This is a genomic window from Haloarcula limicola, from assembly GCF_010119205.1.
Lineage (GTDB): Archaea > Halobacteriota > Halobacteria > Halobacteriales > Haloarculaceae > Haloarcula > Haloarcula limicola.
In genome coordinates this window covers 1060077-1076263 of sequence record NZ_WRXM01000001.1, presented here as the reverse complement: position 1 = coordinate 1076263, position 16187 = coordinate 1060077, and the positions used below count along the sequence as shown (strand labels likewise).

Sequence of the window (16187 nt, the reverse complement as noted above, 5' to 3'; positions counted from 1 at the left end):
CGCAAAGCCCTGTCGTTCTCGGTTCGCTCCCGTCTCGTTCTCGGCCCGCGCTCAGCTCACTTCGTCGCGGACGCTCTCCGGGAGGTCGTCGTCGGGACCGGCGTAGCGGTCGGGCTCCGGCGGCATCTCCCAGTCGGTCGCCAGTTCGAGCAACTGGACGAACATCCGCGCCGTCGCTCCCCAGACCGTGTAGCCGTTCACGTAGAAGAAGTGGAGCCGGATCTCGCCGTAGTGGGGGTGGTCGCGGTGTTCGGACTCGTAGTTGTCCAGGTCCGTCAGTTCCGAGAGCGGGAGCACGACGATCTCCGCGACTTCCCCGTCGCCGGGGAGGTACTCCCGGTCGGGGATGCGCGCGACGAACGGCCGGACGGAGTAGTGCGTTATCGTCCGGATGTCGTCCAAGCGGCCGACGACGTGGGCCGCCTGCGGGTCTAAGCCGATCTCCTCGTTGGCCTCCCGCAGCGCGGTGTCCAGCAGGTCGTCGTCTTCGGGTTCCCATCCGCCGCCGGGAAACGACATCTGACCGGGATGGTCCTGCAGGTGATCGGCGCGCTTGGTGAAGAGGATCCCCTCGCCGTCCGACCGGCTGACGACCGGGACGACGACGGCCGCCTCGCGCTGCTCGTCGGTAACCTCGACGGGGTCGTGGGCGGCCAGCCGGTCGAAGTCCATACGGGAGCCACGGGACCGACGTCCTTAACTCGGGTGGGTTCGCCGCCCTCCGGCGGTCAGCCGGCTGGCCGAACGGCCCTCGCGGTGCCGTCTGTCACCTATCCGGCGTCGTCGAGACGGGTGCGGGCCTCGCCCAGCTCGACCGGCCCCCACGCTTCGAGGTCGTAGCTCACGTCCAGCAGGTCGGCGATGCGGTCGTCGTCGCCGGCTTCGACCGCGACGACCGCGTCCTCGCGGAAGCGCTCCTCGGCGGCCCTCGCGACCGCCTCGTCCGAGATGATCCGGTCGGGCACGTCCATGATGTGCGGGAGGTCCTCCGCGCCCTCGGGTAGCCGCGGGAACGCCGCCGGTCCGACGACCAAGAGCGGGTCGTCGGCGTCCGCGCCGTGGTCGGCGACGCGAACGAGGTGGTAGCCCGCCAGCGCGTCGTCGATGCCGTCGTCGAACGCCGCCGCCTCGGCGTCCTCGCCGCGCTTGAACGCGAGTTCGACGCAGGCCTCCCCGAGTTCCGCTCGGGTGAGCGCGCCGAAGACGTCGACGACGCCGGCGAAGTCGTCTCCTGTCAGGTCCATATCGGACGGGCGGTCCGGAGGTGCTTCAGCGTTTCCGGACTAGGACTGGTCGCCGGAGTAGCAGGTTGATCTCTGAAGAGCCAGAAAGGGGCCGGGGGCTTTCTGGCTGTTCTGAATCCACGTTCTTCCTGCAATAACACACGATCGACTGATCTTAGCGGGGCGTTCCGGCCGTTATCGTCGTACTCAGCCCCTTTTCACCGGTCTCTAGTCACGCTTCGGCGGTCTCGGGCAGTCGGCCGTCGAGGTGGAGCATCAGCAAGACGAACAGGAGCGCGACCAGCCCGGCACCGAGCCCCTCGAAGATAGCCGGGAAGGGGACCTGCATGCCGCGCAGACCGCCGACGACGACGCTCCCGGGGGCCTGTAGCAGCATCATCCCGGCCCCGTAGGCGGCGTAGGCGCTGGCTCGGTGACGGTCGGGGAGGGACCCGAGCAGGTAGGTGTCGACCGCGGGGAAGATGCTGTGGATGGTGTACCCCATGACCGCGCCGAGCGCCGCGAGCGGCCAGAAGCCGCCGAGCGTCGGCAGGAGGAGGACGCAGCCGGCGAAGATCCCGAGGATGACGAGCATGTACGGGACCGCGGGCAGGCGGTCCGAGAGGCGGCCGCTGACGTAGAAGGCCGGGACGCCCGCGCCGAAGGTGACCTGCAACAGCGTCCGGCCCGTCGCCTCGGTGAAACCGACGGTCGTGAGGTATGTGACGTAGAAGTTGAACAGGCCGTTCCACACCATCGAGGTCAGGCCGACGGTGACGACGGCGGTGAGGACGATGCGCCACTGCGAGCGCACCGCCGCGAGGAGGTCGCGGTCGGCGGTTCCGGCCTCGGGGAAGTCGGTCCGTCGGGCCACGAGCGTGAAGACGACGGTCGTCACCGCGGCGGCGACGGCGATCGCCCGCAAGGTGGTCTGCCAGTCGCCGACGACGAGCGCAGCCGAGACCAGCGTGGGGGCGGCAACGGCGGCGATCTGGCTGGCGACGCCGTGGCCGCCGAGCGCCCGCCCCGGCGCGGCGGGGAAGAGTTCGCTGACGAGCGTGTTGGCCGCGATGAGGTAGACGCCGCTGGCGGCCCCCATCACGAACCCGCCGACGAGCAGCAGCGTCGGGTCGGTGTTCAGCGCGACGAACGCCGTCCCCCCGGTCAGCAGGACGCCGGACCCGAAGATGACCTGCGCTCGCGTCAGCCGCGTCAGCAGGTACCCCGTCGGGAGCCGCGGGACCGCGCTGCCGGCCCAGACGAGCGTCGCCAGCAGCCCCAGCGTGGCGTCGCTGGCACCGGTCGCCGCTCGGATGGGCTCGATGAGCGGCGCGAACACCACCCGGGAGAGGTTCATGAGGAAGACGAACCCGAGCAGCGAGCCGAACACTGTTCGCCGAGACACGTACGCGGTTCGTCGCTAAGCCCCGAACAAGGTTCCGAAACGTCGCGGTCTTTTTACCCGCGGGTGTCACAGAGGGGGACATGGACTCGGTCAGGAAGGGACTGCGGGCCGGCGACATCGAGAAAGACAGCTACGGGCGACTCTCCTGTACCACCTGCGAGGAGTCGCTGGCGACGGACAACGACCCCGCGGAGGTTGGCAAGGTGCGCGTCTGTCCCGACTGCGGTTCCGAGTGGAAGGAGCTGGGCTAAGAGTTGGCTCTACGAGCGGCGATCTTCACTCGAAGACGGCGTCGAAGGCGTCCGCGCCGAGCGGTTCGTACCGGCCGGCGTCGACGTTCTCTCTCGCGTGTTCGACGCTGCTCGTCCCGACCAGCGAGCAGGTCACGCCGGGGGCGCTCCGCGCGAAGTTGAGTGCACGCTGGGCGCGGGACTCGCCGTCGAGTCTCGCCTCGACGTTCTCCGGCATCTCCTTCGCGAGTCGGCCCTGCATGATCGAGGCGCTCGTGAACACGTTCAGGCCGGCGTCCTGTGCGAACCACAGCGCCGATTGGGCACCGTCGGCCCCCTCGTGTGCCTCGACGCTGAAGGCGTCGGCCATGAACACGTTGAACGGGCACTGGATCGCCCGGAAGTGCGTCGCCGTGTTGCCGACCGTCTTCGCCGCCGCTCTGGCGCGCTCGGCGATTTCGGGCAGCGAGAGGTAGCTGTCGTGGGACTGCGGGACGCGGAAGGCCTCCCACGTCGCCACGCCGTAGTGGTTCAAGTCGCCCTCGGCCGCCCGCTCCTCCAGCCGTTCGAACGCCGCTTCTAACTGATCGTACACGTCCTCGCGGCTGTTCTCGGCCAGTTGCGTCTCGGGGTTGTGGACGTAGTAGAGGTCGACGGTATCCACGCCGAGGTTGTCCAGCGAGCGGTCCAGTTGGTCGTCGATGAAGTCCGGCGCGATGCAGTGCTGTCCGCTGACGAGGTCCTCGCGCTCGACGATTCCAGTGTCGAGATACTCCGACCCGACGAACGCGCCGGGGTCGTCGGGCCGCTCGCCGTCGAACGGGACGAACCCGCCCTTGGTGGCGACGACGACGCTCTCCCGGTCCACGTCGGCGTCGGAGAGCGCTCGACCGACGACGCGTTCGGAGCGCTGGTGGCGGTAGTTGATCGCGGTGTCGACGACGTTGACCCCTGACTCCAGCGCGGTCACGATGGCGTCGTGATAGGCGTCGTCTCGCTCGTCGGTCGGGTCGCCCAGATACGTGCCGACGCCGATGCTGGAGACGACTCCGTCCCCGAAGCGCCGATAGAAGGTGCGGGCGAACTCGTCGTGGTCGTCCCGGTACGCCCAGGTCCCCTCGCGTGTTGCCATACCACCGTTTCGAGACGACGAGACAAAAGGAGCGAGATTCAGACGGGACGACCGACCGCCGGACTTAGCTCACCGCGCTCAGCGCTCGCCGGACATCGAGTCGAAGACGCGCTTCTGTAGCTCGCTCCGAGAGACGCCGTCGCTCGGGCCGAGTCCCTCCAGATACTCGACTGGGATCTGTCCGCCGCCCATCCGCGCGTGGCCGCCGCCCTCGGCCATCGGGATGTTCTCGACGGCGGCCTCGATGGCCCGCCCGATGTGGACCCGGTCGTCGCGCGAGCGGCCGGCGATGCGGAGCGTTCCCTTGCTCTCGCCGACGACCACGACGGCCGAGACGCCCTCTAACCGCTCCAGTTCGTCGGCGGCCTGCGGAATGGCGTCGGTGTTCGACACCTCGCCGACGTCGCTGTACGCGAACGGCGCTCGGACCACGCGGGAGGTGATCGCTCGGGCCTTCACGTCCAACACTTCGGCGTCTATCTGCGGGTTGGCGATGCGGTTCAGCAGGTCGCCGTCCATCCCCTCGTAGAGGTACGCCGCGGCGGCGAAATCCGAGGCGGAACAGCCGTTCGTCAGCGACCGGGTGTCCGACTGGATGCCGTACACCATCCCGGTCGCGACGTGGCTCGGGACGGCGTGGTCCGGCACGCCGGCCGTGTCGACGCCGCCGTCGGTGAGCGCCGTGTCGACGTCGTAGAAGGTCCAGCTCAGCGATTCGAAGTAGTCCGCGAAAATAGTCGCACAGGCCCCGGCGTCGGTTCGAACGTCGGTGAACCGCTCGCCTGTCCCGCCGCCGGGATGGTGATCGACGACGGCGACCGGATCGACGTCGCCGGCCCCCGGGAACCCCCGCGGTTCGTTGTGATCGACCAGCACGACGTCGTGTTGGTCGATGTCTTCGACCGTCTCGACCCGGTCGAAATCGAGGTCGAGTACCGTCTCGAACGCGCGGTTCTCCGGTCGCCGGATCTCGCCGGGGTAGTAGAGCGCCGCGTTCGTGTCCACCGCCGACGCGAGCTGTCGGACCGCCAGCGCCGACGACATCGCGTCCGGGTCGGGATTCGGATGCATCAGAACCGCGATCTCCTCGTATCCCGACAGGACCGACTGGAGTCGCTCGGCCGGTGTCCGCGTGAGATACCGGTACCCGAACGCCACCGCGCCGACGACGACGAGGAGCGCGACGACGATCCCGGCGACCTGTAACGGATTGTCGCTGGCGTACGCGGCTGCCCCCTCCGCCAGCGCGGCCAGGTCTCCGGCGGCCACCAGTAACATGTAGGTAGATGGTTCCGGATGCGATAAGAAGGTTCCCCCGGCTTTAGGCTGCCAGATACGCCTCGATCGCGGGCCAGTAACCCTCTCGAAACGTCGGATAGCGGAAGTCGTAGCCGAGCGAGCGGAGGAGTTCGTTCGAACAGCGCTTGCTCGTCCGGACGCGCCGACTCGCCGTCTCCGAGAGGTCGCCCTCGGCCAGCCGCTCGTCTTTGGTCCGTTTCTCCGGGAACGCCACGTCACACTGCTCCGCGAGCCAGTCGGCGAAGGCCCACTTCTCGACCGGTTCGTCGTCCACGACCAGCACGACTTCCTCTCGGTGGTCCCCTTCCAGCAGGAACCGCACCGCGCCGGCGGCGTCGTCCCGGTGAACCATATTGAGATAGCCCGCGGTGACCGGTCCCTCCAGATATCGGTCCAGTCGGTACCGGTCGGGGCCGTACAGCCCCGCGAAACGGGCAACGGTGCCGTGGCCGCCACGTTCGACGAGGCGTTCGCGGGCGATTCGCTCGGCCTCGGCCAGCACCTCGGTCTTCTCGGTCTGCGGGGCAAGCGGCGTCTCCTCGTCCACCCAGTCGCCGCCGTGGTCGCCGTAGACGCCCGTACTGGAGGTGTAGACGAGCCGCTCAGGTGGGTCGTCGCGCGACCAGAAGTGGTCGACGGCCGTCCGCAGGCCCTCGACGTACACCTCGCGGGCGGCCTCGGCACCACGGCCGCCGGAACTGGCCGCGAAGACCACCCAGTCGGCGTCCGGGACGGCCGACAGCGCGTCGGCGTCGGTCACGTCGGCCTGCACCGCGTCGAAGCCGGCGTCCTCGATCGCCGCGACGCCGTCCTCCGAGCGCCGGACGCCGACGACGTCGTGGTCGGCCCGCAGCTGTCTGCCCAGTTCCAGCCCGACGTAGCCACAGCCGAGGATGGCGACCCGCATGGTTACCGCTGTTCGCCCTCGATGTAGCTGTGAAGCACGGCGTACTCGGCGAGCGTCATCGGGTACCGACCCTCTATCTTCTGTTGGATCTCCTTGGGTTCCATCTCGTCGTCGATGCCCGAGGCCAGCGATTCGACGTCCATCACGGCCGTCGTCATCCCCATGAGGAGGATGTCCTGTGCCTCCGCCTGCACGGCGTCGGCGTCGGGATACTCGGGGTCGGTCCCGAGGATCGCGGCGGCCTCCTCTAGGGGGAGGTCGGCGGCGTCGCCGTCCGCGACGCGTTGCACCGTCGTCTCGTCCAGGTCAGTCTCTTCGGCGACTCTCTCGACGCCGACCGATTCGACCGTGGCCGCGAGCATCGACTCGTAGGCCGCGAGTAATTCCTCGGGCGACCGCTCGCCGGCATCGGGGAACTCCGCTCTGAGCATGGGCGTCGGTACGGCCGGGGGGTACTTGTCGGTGTCACTCTCCGAATACCACCGGTCGCTTCACTTTCCGGCGTTCGGCCACCCGGCCGACGTCTCGACGGTCTGCCCGTCCCTGTCGCCGACGCCGCGCGGTTTCGGGCCGACGACGACTACGACGCCCGTCTCCACGCGGAACCGGAGCCGCTCGTTGTGTCCGAGCACCTCGTCCTCGCCGTCGTCGTCCACGTCGAGCCGGGCGGTCGCGTCGTCGCGGACGTAGGTCGTGGTCGCGCCCGGCGTCGTCGGTGTCCCGTGGTTCGCGGTGACCGCGAAGCGGGCGTACTCGCCCTCGACGGTGACCCACCAGAGGTTCGTCGTCGCGTACCACGAGACGGGACCGAGCCACGGTGCGATCGGTAGTCCCGCGGGCAGGACCCGCCTGCCGAACCGTTTCTTCGCCAGTTGCTTCGCCCGGTGTTCAGTCGCGTTGGCGACGGCGGCGTGAAGCGCTTCGCGCGCCACCGTTCTCGTGGCTGCGGCGGTCCGGTTCACCACCGGCTCTCGGGGTCGCGCGATGGGCCGTTTCAGCGCGTCGTTCACCGTCCCCGACAACCGAACCCGGAGCCAGTCGCGCTCGACCGCCGAGAGGTCCCGCCGCTCGGCGGCGACCGCGGCGACGCGCTTCGCCGCCCGACCGTCCGCCAGCGCCAGCCCGCGCGCGTGGGCGGAGTTCCAGCGGTGCAGTCCCGCCGTCACGATCCGCCGACTCGTCCGGGCGTCTGCGCCCGTCTCCTCGCGCACCGTCGCCCGGAGCTCGGCGGCCACGCCGTCGTTCGCGTCCCGAACGCGGTCGTTCAGGGACGCTCGGTGCTCGTTTAGGCTCTCGTTTTCGGCGGCCTCCGTGGTCACGTTCGCGGCCGTCGCGTTCGCCGCCGCCAGCGCCGTCGCCGCCGTCGAGAGCCGCGTCCGGTCCGCGGACGCCGTCGCGCCCGTCGTCACGGCGTCGGCGGCGTCGCCGTAGGGCACGGTGAAGACGTTGACGTTGCGGGCCACGAGGGGGTGTTCGCTCCCGTCTACCGCCGGGTGTCGCGACTCGTCGAGCGACGCCAGCGTGAGATACTGCGGGCGCGCGTCGACCCGCGTCCGAACCGGGCCGGCGGGACCTGTGGGGACGGGCCGCGCCCGCGGCACCTGCGTCTCGCGGGCGGTCAGGCTCCGACGGAGATCGCGCAGCGAGCCGCCGGTGCGTTCCTGCAACTGGGACTCGACCCTCGACCCGGCCGTCGCTCGCCCGTTCGCTCGGGCCGCGAGCCGCTCCTCGACGGCGTCGAGATACGCGATGCGGGCCGCGACGCGGGCCTTCTGGGCGGCGCTGTCGTAGGTGGCCGGGGCGTCCACCAGGGCCGCGCGTCGCTCGGCGAGACGCCGTTGTAGGCGGCGCGCCGGGTTCGTCTCGAAGGTGCCGACGGCCCCGCGCTCGACGCTCGCGTTTATCGCCCGAACTCGCTCGCGGAGTCGCCGCAGGTCGCGGTACACCCACGCTCGCAGTTCGGCGGGTCGTTCGGCCGTCACGGGGACGACTCGCGTCCGGAGGCGACCGTCCGCGGCGCGCTCGGTGACGGCGTCGCGACCGCCGGCCCGGTCGACGAGTCCCCGCTCCGCTCGTCCCGCGACGTCGGCCAGATTCGGACCGTCGACCGGGCTTCCGTCGGAATCGTGGGCCGTCGTGATCGGGCGGTCCGGCGCGGCCGACTCGCCCTCGTGACGGCCGACGATGGTGACGCTCACGCGTCGTCGCTCCGTTCGGCTCGCTATCGTCTGCCTTCGGCGGCTCTCGTTCCCGTCCACGGACTCCCAGACCGCGACGCGGGTGTACTCGACGGCGACGATGCGGCCGAAACTACGCAGTTCGTGCCAGCCGTCGGGCACACCGGGAGTCGCTTCTGCCTCGTCAATCGCCCGGGTCGTCTCGCTCGTCTCCTCGGCGACGAGCGTCCAGTTCTCCCCCGGCGGGTCGGGTCGGTCGGGTCGGCCGCCGCTGACGTGGCGACTGTCGGCGACCAGTCGGACCTCGACGGTGTAGGCGTCGGCCGTCGTCTCGTCGAGCGCGTTCGGTGCGGCGACCGTTCGGAAGGCGGCGTCGGCGGTTTCGTTGACACCGACTCGCATCGTCTCGTTGGCTCGCGGATACTCGTCGGCGACCCCACCGGTGCTGATATCCTCGCCGACTGGCCGATAGGACGCCCGCCCGAGCAGTTCGCTCGCGAAGGCGGTGTCGTTGCTCCCCGTGACCAGATCCTCGACGCCGGTCATCGCCGTCGCCTCGGTGAGCGCCTGGCGGCCGTTCGGGTCGCTCCGGCCGAACGTCGACCGCTGGACGCCCAGCAGCGCGCCGTTGGCCGCGAGGCTGACGTGCCGGTTGGCGAGGACGTTCTCGATCGGCACGCCGCCGAACTGGGCGTAGCCGCGCGCCCACACCATCGGGTACAGCCGCGCGGTCAGACGCTGACTCAGCCCCGGCTGCTCTATCGGCGCGTGCAGTCGCGTCTCGTAGGTCGCCATTTGGTCGTGGAGCAGCAACACCGGCGTCGCGACCGTCACCGTCGGAGAGATGTCCCGACGCGTCAGGACTCGGTCGCCGCGCCGGGCGGTCAGCGTGACGTTCTCGACGGTCGCTCGCAGCGCCGTCCCGTTCTCCCCCGCGCGCTCGACGGTGACCCGGTCGATAGCGTTTCGATAGCCCTCGGTCGTCTCGATGGCCGGGAGGCTCGCCGTGGCTTCGACGCCCTCGCTCCTCGCCTCGACGCGCCGGAGGTGGTCGCGGACCCGCAGATACACTCTCAGCCGCAACGCGTCACGGAACGGCTGACTGTCGTTCAGCGCTCGGCCGGCGGGCGTGTCGGCCGGTTCGAGTACCGGACTCGCGGCCGCTCGGCGACCGGCGGTCGCCACGCCGTCCCGCATCGCCGTCTGCGTCCCCGCGGACGCCCGGTCGAGCGTGCGCTCGACGGCGGTGTCGCTCGGCACCGGGTCGGGGGTGAGCGTCGGCGCGAGCGTGAGGCTGCTCACGAGCAGGAGGACGCCCAGGAGCGCGAAGGGAACGCGGCCTCGCGTGTCGTCTCTCACGGCGACCACGTCCTGACCGTGATTCGGACGGTGCCGGTCTCGACGGTCCCGGCCGCGGTCCGCGGTGAATCGAACCGGGCGCGCATGTCCCGTTCGAACGTATCGGTGAGCGACACCGTCAGCCGGTCGTTGAGTCGCGTCGTGTTCTCCGTCCGCACGGGCAGCCGTCCGCCGTCAGCGAGCGCGGCCGTCCGTCGATATCGAGTCGCCATCAGCGTATCGGCGGGATAGTCGCCGCGCAGCGCCAGTTGGGCCTGCGATGGCGGAAACAGGCCGTCGACGACGGCGCGGGCGACGACGGCGGCGGTCCCGCGAAACCCTCGCGTCCGGGCGGCGCGGGTCGCACGCTCGCGCACATCGGGCATCGGACTCGATACTGTCAGCGTCGCGGCTCGCACGTCGGCTGCAGGGGGCGGCCGCTCGCCGATCCGCGTCGCCGCGGAAACTGGCGCGCCGCGGTACGGTTCCCAGCGGACGCGGACCGCGCTGATTCGGCCCGGCTCGCGTCGTTCGCTGAGGCGTGACCGCGTCGTCTCGGCGACCGCCCGCTCGAAGTCGGTTCCGGCCGTCGATAGCCGTCTCCCCTCGACCGTGACGCCGCTCATCGCAGCGTCGGCGAGCAGCTGTGCGACGGTGCCGTGAGCGGTTCGCCGGTGGCGCGCCGTCGCGTTCGCCGTCCAGTCCGGCGGCGACCCGGGCGGCTCCAACGCGTAGCTGACGTGAGCGGTGCTGGTGCCGAGCAGCTCGATCTGTTCGGCGGCCGGATTGCCCCCCGACGCCGGGGCGTCCGCGGCTCCGCCGAGCACGGCCGCCGCGGCAGCACCGAGCAACAGCAGGAACAGCGTCACGTCGAGGACGGTGCTGGTCGCGCGACTCATCGCCAGACACGCACCCTGAGCGTGCCGCGGCGGACGGTCGCCGGGCCGAGAGCGACGCTCACCGTCCGGTAGTCGCTGGCGGCGTCGGCCGGCGGCGCGGGACCGACGCTCCAGCGACGCTCGGCCCGCAGCGTGACGTTTGCCTCGTAACCGGTCGGAACCGCTGCGAGCGCCCCGTCGATCCGCGCCGGGTCCACGACGCCGGCGGTCGTCAGCCGACGCTCGACGGCGTCGGCGGTCGGGGCCGCGACGTCCCGCTCGCCGCCCGTCGTCGCCAGCGCGTCGTCGAGGACGCCCGCGTACAGCGCCAGTCCCGCCGAGACGGCGAAGACCGCCATCAGCGCCGCGAGCGGTTCGGTCGCGCCCCTAGCCGACGAGCGTGACATCGACGCCTCCCCAGGCGACTCGCCTGACAGTCACTCGCTCGGGTGCCGGTCGCCACTCCCCGGCGGCCGTCCCGGTTTCGGCACGCTCAATCGCTCGCTGGAAACTCGCTGGTGACCCGAACAGCCGTGACGGACGATGACCGTCGAGCGCGGCCGCGAGCCGCCCTTCGGTGGCCGGCACCGCGTGCCTGAGAAACGTCGCGTGAGCGGTACCGCCGTCCGTTCGGAGGCCGACCTGTCGCCTCGTCAGCCTCCATTCGGTAGCAGTCAGGCCCCGAGTGGCGACAGAGCCCGGTGGACTGGTCGCGACCTCGTCGACCGTCGCCGCGATCGCGGCGGCGTCCGGTGGTGCCGTCGAAGGCAAGCCGACGACGACGCCGAGGACGGCGACGCTGACCGCGGCCAGCGCCACCCAGACGAACAGCGTCTCCGCGTGTGTCTCGAACATGTGACCGGGTGGTCCCGTTCTCCGATTTAAAGTCGAGGTCAGACGAGTAGGCGGGTAGCGACGACGGCGACGAGGTACACCGCTGTCGCCGAACAGAGCGCCAGTCCGACGCGGTAGCCGACGAGCGCGCGGTCCAGTCCCCGGTGGAGTCCCGTCGAGAGCGCGGTCAGGACGGCCGCGAGAACGAGGCAGTACCAGCCGACGACCGGGCCGAGCAGCCCGGTCGAGACGGCTTCGATCGGACCGCCGCTCCGCATCGACTCCGCCAACGCCACCGTCGCGCCGCCGATCAGCGGCCCGAACAGCGCGCCGGTGTTCGAGAGCGTCCCGGTGATCTGCGCGAGGTCCCGGCGCGTCTCCCGTTCGACCGCCGCGAGTTCGTCGAGGTGGTCGCCCATCGTGGCGATGCTGTCGCCCGCCGGTGGTCCGACGGCCGCCGCCGCGTCCAGCAGCGTCGCCGCCTGTCGGAGTCGCGGACTCGGCAACTCGTCAAGGGTGCCGTGCTCCCCGGCGAACGCCGACTCGATGCTACAGCCGAGTCGCTGCTGGCGGGCGAGCGTCGCATCGAGCAGGGACGACAGCGGATCGGCCGTCACGTCGGCCGTCTCGGCGATCGCCGCCTCCACGGACAGCCCGCGGTCGACGCGCCGACCGATGGCTGACAGCGCGTCCGGCAGGGCCCCCTCGACGGCCGTCACGCGCTCGCGAACCGCGCTCACCGGACGGTAATGGACGACGAGCGCCGTTCCCGCACCCGCGCCGAGCGCGGCGATCGGCGGCCCCCATCCCGGAACGACGCTACTCCCGACCAGCCAGCTGAAGACGGCCGCGAGGCCGCCGCCGATGAGCGCCGGCGTCGGCGTCGACGGGACGTCCGGGTGAGTCCGGGGCACGGTCGCCGGTGGAAAGGCGACCGGACGCCGGGCCAGTAGCCACGCGCTGGCGACGACCAGTCCCCCCGGGAGCCCGACGCCGTACGTCAGGGCGAGCAGCGACGGCGTGACGGCGACGCCCGCCGCGGCGGCCGCCGGGAGGAGCGAGACGAACGCCAGCGGGAGGAGGACGCCGAAGGCGTACAGCCCGGTCGCCGGCGCGCGGAGGTCGGCGGCGAAACGTGCCATCTCCTCGCGTGTCCCGTCGAGGACGTGCCGCCGAGCCGTCGAACGCACCGCGGCGCGCTCGGCCGCGGGGACGACGGCCGCCCGTTCGACGCACTCCACCGCTCGCCCGAGCGCCGAAAACTGGTCGCTCCACGCTTCGGCGAAGGCCCGAAGGCCGCTCCGTGGCGTCCCGCGCGCCCGAAGCCGCTGTCGCTGTAGCCGCTCGGCCAGCAATCCGTCGCTCGCTGCCGTGGCGAAGGCCGTCGCCCGCTCCGCGCTGGGCCACAGCGTCACGCCGAGGACGAGCGTGACGACCAGCGAGGGGGCGGTCCCGAGCGCTCGGACGCGTCGCGCCCGTGCGGCCAGCGGAACCCCGTAGCGCCCCGCGAGCGCGACGCCGACCGCCGCGAGGAGGGACATGCCGCCCCCCAGCACCGCGAAACCGCCGGTCCCGACCGACAGGGCGACGAGTCCAGTCAGCCAGAACCCGCCCGCGAGCGCGTAGCTCGCGCCGAGGAGCCGTGCCGGGTCGCGGTCGACGCCGAGGAATCGGCACGCTTGCTCGTACTCCGTCGGAACGGTGAGAAAGTCGTCCCACGCTGGTCGCAGTCGCTCGAACGTGGCTCGCACCGTCATCGTCCAGCCTCGGTCGTGTCGATTGCGTCGACTGTCGCTGCCGACTGGTCGGTCTGTGTCGGCACGCCGTCGGCGAACCGGGCTGTTCGCGCCCGAATCGTCTCCAGTACGCACTCGTAGGACTCGCCGGCGTGGGAGAGCGATTCGACGAGACGGCTCGTCCCCCGGTCGAGTCGGCCGGTCGCCGTCGCCGCCGCGCCGTCGCGTTCGAACAGCGACTCGAAGCCGACGCCGTCGCCGCGGTCGATTACTTCTTCGACGGCCGCGACGCCGCGCCCGGCCTCGGCCGTCGGCGGCGCGAGCGTCACGACGAGGTCGGTCGCGGCGAACGCGCTCTCGGGGACGCCGAGGTCCGCGACGAGGCGCTCGCGGACGGCCGAACCCCCGGAACCGTGAATCGTTCCCAACACCGCGCTGTCCCCGCTACCAACACGCATCGCCTCGTAGAGGACGCTCGCTTCCTCGCCGCGCACTTCGCCGACGACGAGCGCGCCGTCGCCCAATCGGAGCGCGGTCCGAAGCGCCTCGGCGGCGTCGATAGACGGCCCGTCGCCGCTCGCGGTTCGCAGCGGCTGGACGTCCCGGCCCTCGCTCTGCAAGTCGGCGACCGGGAGTTCCGGCGTGTCCTCGATGACGACGCTCCTGACAGCCGACGGGAGCTCCCAGAGGAGCGCGCCGAGCGTCGTCGTCTTCCCCGCCCCGCGCGGCCCGGCGACCAAGCAGGCGGCACCGCGCTCGACGGCCACTGAGAGCAACCCGGCGACCCCCGGCGAAAGGGTGCCGTTCTCGACGAACTCCGACAGCCGCCAGCGAGCCCCGTCGTGTGCGCGGAAGGCGAACGCCAGCCCGTCGCTGACCGGTTCGCCGACGCCCGCGACGCGGACCTGTCGCCCGGCGACGGTGGCGGTCGCGTCCAGCGTCGGACTCGCCCGCGAGAACGCCCGGCCGCTCGTCCGCCGGAAAGTCGACGCGAGCGCCCGCGCCCCTTCGTTCGTCAGCCGCACGTTCGTCCGCATCGTCTCGCCCTCGACTTCGACGCGCAGTCGCGTGTCGGCGACGGGCGCGGTGACGAACACGTCCGAGACGCGGGGATCGGCGAACAGGTCTTCGAGGATACCGAGTCCCCGAGTGTGCTTTCGGAGGACCGCCGCGACCGCCGCTGTCGTCGCCCCGCTGTCGGCGACGGTCTCGGCCGCTTCCTGCGCCGTCACGCGCTCGCCGGCAGCGGCCGCGAGCCGATCCGTGGCGGCGGCGAGCAGTCGCGTCGTTTCGGGGTCGAACTCGTGCTCCCGCGGTCGGACGTGATAGGTGTCGAGTGCGCTCTGGGACGCGTATCGACGGACGACCGCGCCCGTCTCGACCGTTCTCCGGTCGCGGAGGGAGGCGTTCGCCGGCGGCGCGGTGGCGACGCGGGCGTCGCTCACCGTCGGTCCGACGTACGGGTCGAGCCCGCTCTCGGTCGCCGCTCGCTCGGCGAGTAGCGCGAGGCCGGTCTCCGCCGCGAGGTCCGCGACCGGGCCGGCGCGACCGACCGCTTCCGTCGCGGCGGCCAGCGGTTCGCGGCGAGTCCGCGCCGCCAGCCGGCCGTCGATCGGCTCGACGCGGGCCGCGAACCGACCGGCGGCGACGAGGAGCGCGGCCGAGTCGTCGAGATACGCGCGTGCCACGCCGTCGCTGGTCGTGACGACGGCGTCCACGTCGGCGTCGCGGAGCGCCGCTATCACCGTCGCTCGACAGTCAGGTGATTCGCCGAGACGCCCGCTCCCCGAACAGTCGTCGGCAGCGACGGCGAGCCGGTCCCCCTCGAACGCGGCCGAGCAGCGACAGTCGCGACCTTCGCCGCCACTATCGGCCGTGAACCAGCTACGCATCGACGGGCCCTCCCGCACTTCTCTCCGTACCGCCTGCGCCTTCCGAGGCGCTCAGTCGGCGGACCGTCACGACGCGCCGTCCGTCCCGCAGTTCCAGCGCGAACACGAGGCGGTGGTCTCCCGGGTCACCGAGCCAGAGCGGTCCGCCGGCGGATCGAATCGGAACGTCGACGAGGCGTCGCGTGTGCATCGCATCGTGGACTCGCCAACTGGCGAAGCCGATACCCCGGCGAGTGTGAAAGCGGAGTCCGGCGACGGCGGCGCTCGTCGGATTCTCCTCGGGAAGGTTCACGGTCACGACCCGGCGCGCGCCGGGGCCACGCGTCGCGGAGTCGGTCGCGACCATCGTCCGGAGGCGTTCCGCGAGGGTCGACAGTTGCCGCTCGACGGCGGCGTCGGCCGCGTCGGCCCGCGCCGTCGAGACGGCCGGGGCGCTGACCGTCAGCAGCGCCGCGGTGAGCGCGACGCCGAGAGCGAACCGGAGTATCACAGTACCGACCGAATCCGTTCGACGACGCCGGGGTCCCGCTCGGAGTCGGCGTGATCGTCGGTGCAGGTCGAGGCGGCGAGGTCGGCCGCGTCGGTGCCGGACGAGCGCCGCCGTTGCGCGTCGGCCTCAACTGATGAAGCGCCATCCGCGCTGTAGGCTGCCCTTGGAGTCTCCGTCGGCGGCGTCGCGTCGGCCGGTGCGACTGTCTCGGCTCGGGCTGACTTCTCAACCGCGGTTGCGACCGAACCCTGTTCGGCCGTCCCGGTGTCGCTGTCGGTGGCGGACGGCTGTCGGTCATCGAGTCGCCGCTCCATCTCTTCGACGGCAGCGAGCGCGGCGTCGGCGCGCCGTTCGACGTCCTGGTTGACCGAGCGGACGTTTCCCACGTATCCGCGGAGAGCCTGCGTCGCCGCTTCGAGCTCGCTCGTTCGGTCGTCCAGTTCCGCGAATCGCTGTTCGAGGGCTTCGACCCGCGCTCGCAGGTCGGCGAGCTCGGTCGCTTCGGGGAATTCGTGGTCGCCGTCGGTGACGGCGCGCTCGACGGTCCGAACGCGCTCTTCGAGGGTCTCTGCGTCGGTCATAGCCGTGCGTGGTCCGGCGCTGGTATTTGAACTCTCGCCTCGGGCCGCGGTGCGAGCCTTCTTAC

16 protein-coding genes are annotated in these 16187 nt (G+C 71.4%); 1 reads left to right on the top strand and 15 read right to left on the bottom strand.

The window, feature by feature from the left end; genetic code table 11:
* Window positions 1–51: 51 nt before the first annotated feature.
* The 3 genes from GO488_RS05535 to GO488_RS05525 all read right to left on the bottom strand — a co-directional run bounded on the left by GO488_RS05535 (window position 52) and on the right by GO488_RS05525 (window position 2580).
* Window positions 52–672 (bottom strand): NUDIX hydrolase, encoded by a 621-nt coding sequence (locus GO488_RS05535; protein ID WP_162316789.1) that lies wholly within the window; start codon window positions 670–672, stop codon window positions 52–54.
* A 98-nt stretch (window positions 673–770) separates the two neighbouring features.
* Window positions 771–1244 carry a DUF7109 family protein gene (locus GO488_RS05530; protein WP_162316788.1) on the bottom strand — a complete coding sequence of 158 codons (474 nt, stop codon included), beginning with the start codon at window positions 1242–1244 and terminating at the stop codon, window positions 771–773.
* A 211-nt stretch (window positions 1245–1455) separates the two neighbouring features.
* Window positions 1456–2580, bottom strand: coding sequence for an MFS transporter (locus GO488_RS05525; RefSeq protein ID WP_162317545.1), 1125 nt, complete (start codon window positions 2578–2580; stop codon window positions 1456–1458).
* Window positions 2581–2708: 128 nt separating this feature from the next.
* On the opposite strand from GO488_RS05525, the gene GO488_RS19620 reads away from it, so the two are divergent.
* Window positions 2709–2879 carry an HVO_0758 family zinc finger protein gene (locus GO488_RS19620; RefSeq protein ID WP_164509620.1) on the top strand — a complete coding sequence of 57 codons (171 nt, stop codon included), beginning with the start codon at window positions 2709–2711 and terminating at the stop codon, window positions 2877–2879.
* A gap of 25 nt (window positions 2880–2904) precedes the next feature.
* Here GO488_RS19620 and GO488_RS05520 read toward each other — a convergent pair whose 3' ends face one another.
* The 12 genes from GO488_RS05520 to GO488_RS19835 all read right to left on the bottom strand — a co-directional run bounded on the left by GO488_RS05520 (window position 2905) and on the right by GO488_RS19835 (window position 16122).
* Window positions 2905–3990 carry an aldo/keto reductase gene (locus GO488_RS05520; protein WP_162316787.1) on the bottom strand — a complete coding sequence of 362 codons (1086 nt, stop codon included), beginning with the start codon at window positions 3988–3990 and terminating at the stop codon, window positions 2905–2907.
* 78 nt (window positions 3991–4068) lie between these two features.
* The gene (locus tag GO488_RS05515) at window positions 4069–5268 is read right to left on the bottom strand and encodes a DHH family phosphoesterase (RefSeq protein ID WP_162316786.1); all 1200 of its coding nucleotides are present in this window, start codon (window positions 5266–5268) and stop codon (window positions 4069–4071) included.
* Window positions 5269–5311: 43 nt separating this feature from the next.
* Window positions 5312–6196 (bottom strand): SDR family oxidoreductase, encoded by an 885-nt coding sequence (locus tag GO488_RS05510; protein WP_162316785.1) that lies wholly within the window; start codon window positions 6194–6196, stop codon window positions 5312–5314.
* 2 nt (window positions 6197–6198) lie between these two features.
* Window positions 6199–6627, bottom strand: a complete 429-nt coding sequence (locus GO488_RS05505; protein ID WP_162316784.1) for a DUF5791 family protein — start codon at window positions 6625–6627, stop codon at window positions 6199–6201.
* Between the two features lie 60 nt (window positions 6628–6687).
* Window positions 6688–9732: a DUF7286 family protein gene (locus tag GO488_RS05500; protein ID WP_241692896.1), complete on the bottom strand. Its 3045-nt coding sequence runs from the start codon at window positions 9730–9732 to the stop codon at window positions 6688–6690.
* Entirely contained in the window at window positions 9729–10610 is an 882-nt protein-coding gene (locus GO488_RS05495; RefSeq protein ID WP_162316782.1) for a DUF7284 family protein, read from the bottom strand. The genes GO488_RS05500 and GO488_RS05495 overlap by 4 nt, the downstream gene beginning before the upstream one ends.
* Window positions 10607–10996, bottom strand: coding sequence for a DUF7285 family protein (locus GO488_RS05490; RefSeq protein WP_162316781.1), 390 nt, complete (start codon window positions 10994–10996; stop codon window positions 10607–10609). The genes GO488_RS05495 and GO488_RS05490 overlap by 4 nt, the downstream gene beginning before the upstream one ends.
* Window positions 10977–11444, bottom strand: coding sequence for a DUF7283 family protein (locus GO488_RS05485; RefSeq protein ID WP_162316780.1), 468 nt, complete (start codon window positions 11442–11444; stop codon window positions 10977–10979). Before GO488_RS05485 ends, GO488_RS05490 begins: the two co-directional genes overlap by 20 nt.
* Before the next feature lie 38 nt (window positions 11445–11482).
* Window positions 11483–13180 carry a type II secretion system protein gene (locus GO488_RS05480; RefSeq protein ID WP_162316779.1) on the bottom strand — a complete coding sequence of 566 codons (1698 nt, stop codon included), beginning with the start codon at window positions 13178–13180 and terminating at the stop codon, window positions 11483–11485.
* Complete coding sequence (locus GO488_RS05475) at window positions 13177–15051, bottom strand: ATPase, T2SS/T4P/T4SS family (protein WP_162316778.1); 1875 nt, start codon at window positions 15049–15051, stop codon at window positions 13177–13179. Before GO488_RS05475 ends, GO488_RS05480 begins: the two co-directional genes overlap by 4 nt.
* Entirely contained in the window at window positions 15044–15541 is a 498-nt protein-coding gene (locus GO488_RS05470) for a DUF7311 family protein (protein ID WP_162316777.1), read from the bottom strand. Before GO488_RS05470 ends, GO488_RS05475 begins: the two co-directional genes overlap by 8 nt.
* The gene (locus GO488_RS19835) at window positions 15538–16122 is read right to left on the bottom strand and encodes a DUF7310 family coiled-coil domain-containing protein (protein ID WP_194242919.1); all 585 of its coding nucleotides are present in this window, start codon (window positions 16120–16122) and stop codon (window positions 15538–15540) included. The genes GO488_RS05470 and GO488_RS19835 overlap by 4 nt, the downstream gene beginning before the upstream one ends.
* Between the last annotated feature and the right edge of the window lie 65 nt (window positions 16123–16187).